Raw genomic sequence first — 2,726 nt, 5'->3', positions numbered from 1 at the left:
ACTTCGGCCAACGCACCGGCAACTTGCTGATCAAGTCGGACGACGCCCTCACCGGCCGTCTGCGCATCCAGCGCGACTTCTGATCGGTTCTCCGATCCTAGTCGGAAGCCCCGGGGAAACCCGGGGCTTTTTTCGTTATACTAATAGTTTGACGTTATAAGCTGAGCAATAACGAACGGGATCTGCGCGAGGCGGTGATCAATATCGCGATCCGCTTGTTCGTCGGCTACGGCCTTCACGAGCCACTGCCCGCCCATTCGTGATTGACGCGCATTCTAAACGGCCGAGGGCTTCCGTTAGAACTTTGAACGCACGGTCCAGGCAGGCCGCCGGGATCGCGACCGGAGAAGTAGTCCATCTCCACGCCCCTGACCGTGCCCATGTCAGTTGGGGCGCGCTCGCCGTCCGTCACGTCGAGCCCGTCGCGGAGGTCAACCTTGACCAAGCAGTCCGCGGGCCGCAGAAGCTGGCCGCGCCCGATCCAGATGCCAGCCCCCCACCCTCGCCGGAAGTGACAGTTGCTCTCGCCGCGGAATGCGGCGTAAAACCCGCGGAGTTCTTGATTGCCGCTGAATGGCAGCCTAGATCACGGCAGCATCGGCACAGCTTTGTACTCGATAGATTGAGATTGGACCGCAACGGAAGTCGTATAGGCCAACATTAATACGGATGAAACTGATGACACCTAGTCAAGCTAGAGCGGCGCGCGCGATGCTTAATCTCGATATGAAAACTGTTTGCAGATTGGCGGCAGTTGGAAAGCGGACGCTGACGGAGTTTGAATCAGGATTTCGCACGATAAGCGACACAACAAAAGTCAAGATTAAGGCATTCTATATCTCAAGAGGGATCGAATTTGTAGAAACTGCGGATCATAGTCAAGTAGTAAGCCTCAACAGTTTCGACGCATACGATTTAGATAATTTGGATTCGATACGAGATAAAGATGAGTATATCGATCTTTTTGGAGCGCGCGAGATTGACGATGCATTTCGGTCAATAGAGGACACTTTGGATAAATTAAGCCGGGATCTTTTCTTTTCACGAAAACTATTAAATGAAATCATGTCAAAGGAAAACATTAATCAAAAGCAATTAGCTTTGATTCTAGAATGTTCACCCGCATTCATTAGCTCAATAATAGTTGGAGAAAAGCTAATCCCCGCTTCGATGGTTGAAAAATTACACAGATTCTATCGTAATTCAAAGATCGATATGAAAATCGCAATTACGTGCGAAAAAAAACTAGGTGCGAGTATATTGGCTATTACAAAATTGATTACGGCTGCAAAGAATGAATTGAATGCATTATCTCGCGGCGGAATATAGCGTTCCGGTAATAATTAATAAACCGGCATAGCACGTAACCCCTAGGCTCAGGGCCAACAAAATTGGAATGATCTATGATTGAACGAACCCGCTGACGCGGGAGAGCTGCGGGGTTTGTGACGGGAGCTCCTGCTGGGAGGGTTTGGGTGTTGCAGCCCCCCACCCAGCAGGAGTTCCCGATGACGCAAGCCAAGCCGATGAGCGCCCTTCGTCGCCGTATGATCGACGACATGACGCTCTGGAACCTATCGCCGGCTACCCAGCGGTCTTATCTGCATGCCGTGACGAAGTTCAGCCGTCATTTCGGCTGTCCGCCGGACCGGCTGGGGCTTGAGGATGTCCGCTCGTTCCAGGTGCATCTGGTCTCGCAGGGGATATCCTGGCCGGCCCTGAACCAGATCGTTTGCGCGTTGCGGTTCTTCTACGGCGTGACGCTGGACCGCGCCGAGATCCCAGAGCGGATCGTTTATGCGCGCACGCCGCGCAAGCTGCCCTCGATCCTGAGCGCCGATGAGGTCGTGCGCTTTCTGGAAGCCGTGCCGTCGTTGAAGACACGGGTGGCGCTGACCACGGCCTATGCCGCGGGCTTGCGCGCCTCGGAGGCGGTGAGCCTGCAGGTGGCCGATATCGACAGCGACCGGATGGTGCTGCAGGTTCGACATGGCAAGGGCGCCAAGGACCGCACCGTGATGCTGTCGGCGGCGCTGCTGACCATCCTGCGCAGCTATTGGAGATTGGCGCGCCCGACGCCATGGCTGTTCCCGGGCCGCAGCCCGGACAAGCCGATCGACGTCCAGGTTCTGCACGCCGCCTGCCGCTCGGCGGCCAAGGCTGCAGGGCTAACCAAGCGGGTCAGCGTCCACACGCTACGCCACAGCTTCGCCACCCATCTCCTGGAGAGCGGAACAGACATCCGGATCATCCAGGTGCTGCTGGGCCATAGCAATCTGTCGACGACGGCACGCTACACCCATGTGGCGCCCTCGACGATCGCCAGGACGCAAAGCCCACTGGACCGCCTCGACCTGGCCGTCACGCCGCCCGCCTGAGCTGCGCATATGCGCCCCGTTCTGGAAGTGACGGATATCTTCCGCCGCCACGGCCCTGCCTATCGCCGCGATCGGCAGGGTTCGCTCGGCCGTGTCGAGACGCGCGTCGTGCGCGCCGTCGAGCTGTGCCGCACGGCTGAGCTCGGTGGCCATCTCGAAGCCTGCGGCGATTGCATACCCGCATCGCCTACAATAGCTGGACGGTCGTGAACAACCTGCAAGCGCCGGCGCTGGTTGGGGTTTTCTGCGGTTTCAAGTATTCGATTTCGCAAGGGTTTGGGGCTTTGGTGCGCAAAAGCTTGCGATTTCGTCGGGCGTCCGGGTTAGAGGTTTTCGGCGTTTGCGAAG

At 57.0% G+C, this 2,726-nt stretch carries 2 protein-coding genes and 1 pseudogene; all 3 read left to right on the top strand.

Features of this window, described 5'->3' with window-relative positions; genetic code table 11:
* Positions 1–678 precede the first annotated feature (678 nt).
* A complete protein-coding gene (locus tag AC1D34_RS36350; RefSeq protein WP_476826884.1) occupies positions 679–1,329 on the top strand; it encodes a hypothetical protein in 651 nt (216 codons plus the stop codon).
* 179 nt (positions 1,330–1,508) lie between these two features.
* Entirely contained in the window at positions 1,509–2,378 is an 870-nt protein-coding gene (locus tag AC1D34_RS36345) for a site-specific integrase (RefSeq protein ID WP_476826883.1), read from the top strand.
* Between the two features lie 9 nt (positions 2,379–2,387).
* Positions 2,388–2,552: pseudogene (locus AC1D34_RS36340) on the top strand (transposase zinc-binding domain-containing protein); the annotation flags it as partial.
* Between the last annotated feature and the right edge of the window lie 174 nt (positions 2,553–2,726).

It is taken from the genome of Allobosea sp. P1_A7, from assembly GCF_056406775.1.
Note: the sequence above shows the minus strand (reverse complement) of the source record. Positions and strands in the feature narration are given on the sequence as shown.

What these genes read in the sequence shown, in the direction of transcription:
- AC1D34_RS36345 (WP_476826883.1), top strand. Translation starts at nt 1,509, where the DNA reads ATGACGCAAGCCAAGCCGATGAGCGCCCTTCGTCGCCGTATGATCGAC.
- AC1D34_RS36350 (WP_476826884.1), top strand. Translation starts at nt 679, where the DNA reads ATGACACCTAGTCAAGCTAGAGCGGCGCGCGCGATGCTTAATCTCGAT.